At 70.4% G+C, this 2664-nt stretch carries 3 protein-coding genes; 2 read left to right on the forward strand and 1 reads right to left on the reverse strand.

Features of this window, described 5'->3' with window-relative positions:
- A partial coding sequence (locus Q2100_RS30835; protein WP_302917068.1) for a trypsin-like serine peptidase occupies positions 1–679 on the forward strand: 679 nt, incomplete at its 5' end.
- A gap of 4 nt (positions 680–683) precedes the next feature.
- Here Q2100_RS30835 and sthA read toward each other — a convergent pair.
- Positions 684–2090: a Si-specific NAD(P)(+) transhydrogenase gene (sthA, locus tag Q2100_RS30840; RefSeq protein ID WP_302917070.1), complete on the reverse strand. Its 1407-nt coding sequence runs from the start codon at positions 2088–2090 to the stop codon at positions 684–686.
- Between the two features lie 178 nt (positions 2091–2268).
- On the opposite strand from sthA, the gene Q2100_RS30845 reads away from it, so the two are divergent.
- A partial coding sequence (locus Q2100_RS30845; RefSeq protein WP_302917069.1) for a DUF4192 family protein occupies positions 2269–2664 on the forward strand: 396 nt, incomplete at its 3' end.

Consider the following 2664-nt stretch of genomic DNA (forward strand, 5'->3'; position numbering starts at 1 on the left):
CGCCGCGCAGGCCGCGGTCGCCCGGCCGGTGTCGGCCGATCCACGGGTCGGCGCCGTCTTCGTCGGCGACGGCCCGGTTCACACCTGCACCGCGTCGGTGCTGGATTCCGCGCGCGGTGACCTCATCCTGACCGCCGCGCACTGCCTGGTCGACGGCATGGACGCCACGTTCGTGCCCGGCTTCGACGCCGCCGCGCAGGGGCAGCAGCCGTGGCACCTCGACGCGGTCTACCTCGATCCGCGCTGGGTGGACGGGCAGGATCCGCTGGCCGACTATGCGATCGCGCGGGTCAGCCGGGACGCCGGCGACACTCCCGCGCAGCAGGCGGGCGGGGGACTGGCGCTGGGCGCCGCCCCGCGACCGGGCACCCCGGTGACGGTGACCGGCTATCAGATGGGCATCGGGGGCGGCCCCATCGGCTGCCGGGCGTCGACGGCGGTCGCTGCCGAGGGTTTCCCGGCCGTGCCGTGCGAGGGGCTGGTCGACGGGGTGAGCGGCGCACCCTGGGTGGCCGGTTCGGTGGTCACCGGACTGGTCGGCGGGCTCGACGGCGGCGGCTGCGACGAGGACCTGTCGTACTCGCCGCCGTTCGACGGGCACATCGAACGGCTGCTGGTCCGCGCGGAGGCCGGCGGCCCCGCCGACGCGGCGCCCGCGGCCGACGACGACGGCTGCTGAGCGCTCAGCGCCGGAACTGATTGAGCGCCCGCAGCTTGTTCATCACGTCGAGGGCGGCCACCTTGTAGGCCTCGGAGAAGGTCGGGTAGTTGAACACGGCGTCCACGAGGTACTCGACGGTGCCGCCGCATCCCATCACGGCCTGGCCGATGTGGACCATCTCGGTGGCACTGGTGCCGAAGATGTGAGCGCCCAGGATCTTCAGGTCGTCGGTCGACACCAGCAGCTTGAGCATGCCGTAGGAGTCGCCGGCGATCTGACCGCGGGCCAGCTCGCGATACCTGGACACCCCGACCTCGTACGGAATCGACTTCTTGGTGAGCTCCACCTCGGTGGCGCCCACGTAGGACACCTCCGGGATGGAGTAGATGCCGATCGGCTGCAGGTCGGTCATCCCCTTGGCCGGTTCGCCGAAGGCGTGATACGCGGCCAGCCGGCCCTGGTCCATCGACGTGGCGGCCAGCGCCGGGAAGCCGATCACGTCGCCGACCGCATAGATGTGGTCCACGACGGTCTGGAAATTGCTGTCGACGAAGATGCGGCCCCGGTTGTCGGCCTCGATGCCGGCCATCGCCGTGTCGAGGTGTTCGGTCTGGCCCTGCCTGCCCGCCGAGTACATCACCGTCTCGGCCGGGATCTGCTTGCCGCTGGCCAGCGTCGTCACCGTGCCTGCGGCGCCGACGTCGACCGCGGTCACCTCCTCGCCGAAGCGGAAGGTGACGGCCAGGTCGCGCAGGTGGAACTTCAGCGCCTCGACGATCTCGGGGTCGCAGAAGTCCAGCATCGAGTCGCGCTTCTCCACCACGGTGACCTTGGTGCCCAGCGCGGCGAACATCGACGCGTACTCGATGCCGATGACGCCGGCGCCGACCACCACCATCGAGGTGGGCAGCGACTTCAGGTCGAGGATGCCGTCGGAGTCGAGCACCCGGTGTTCGTCGAACTCGACACCGGCGGGCCGGGCCGGCTTGGTGCCGGTCGCGATCACGATGTACTCACCGCTGACCTTGGTGTTCTCGCCGCGCGTGGGCTCCTCGACAAGCAAGGTGTGCGGATCGATGAACCGGCCGTGCCCCTCGATCAGGTCGATCCGGTTGCGCATCAGCTGGCTGCGCACCACGTCCTGCTCCTTGCCGATGACGTGGCTGGTGCGGGCCAGCAGGTCCGCCGGGGTGATCTTCTCCTTCACCCGGTAGCTGGCTCCGTACAGCTCGCGCTGGCTCATCCCGGTGAGATAGACGACGGCCTCGCGCAGTGTCTTCGACGGGATGGTGCCGGTGTTCACGCAGACTCCGCCGAGCATGCGGCCGCGTTCGATGACCGCGACCGACTTGCCGAGCTTGGCGGCCGCGATGGCGGCCTTCTGTCCGCCCGGACCAGAACCGATGACGACGAGGTCGTACTCCAGCATCGAACCCATGGCAAAAGGTGTACGCCGGTTGTGACGATCTCGCATGCCGACGACGCCGAAGTCTTCGTGAACAGACACCGGGCCGGGGCTGTCCACAGTCGCCGGTTCATCCCCAGGGCGCCCCGAACGGGGCCGGCGGGGGCCGCTTCCGACAGTGTGGCCGACGAGCGTTGCGACCATGACCTCATCGCAGCAGTTCGGTTACCGGTTCAACCACCCCGGCAGGCTGATCGCCGCCGTACCCGCCGTCCTGGGCTTCGTGCCCGAGCAGTCGCTGGTGCTCGTCACCGTGGAGCGCGGCGGCCTGGGCGCGGTGCTGCGTGTCGACCTGTCCGACGGACTCGCCGCCTCGATCGACGACCTGGCGAAAGTCGCGGCCGCGGCGGCGCCGGACGCGGTGATCGCCGTGATCGTCGACGAGTGCGGGTCCGACTGCGAGCCGTGCAACGAAGCCCATCGCGAGCTGGTCGCCCGTCTGAGGACCGCGCTGGCCGGGCGCGGCATCGACCTGCTCGACGCCCACGTGGTGGACCGGGTCGCCACGGGCGGGCGCTGGCACTCGGTGGACGGCCGC

Origin of the sequence: Mycolicibacterium arseniciresistens (genome assembly GCF_030519285.1) — a bacterium.
GTDB lineage: Bacteria > Actinomycetota > Actinomycetes > Mycobacteriales > Mycobacteriaceae > Mycobacterium > Mycobacterium arseniciresistens.

Coding starts and splice junctions, on each gene's coding strand:
- sthA (WP_302917070.1), bottom strand. CDS start 2,090: ATGCTGGAGTACGACCTCGTCGTCATCGGTTCTGGTCCGGGCGGACAG.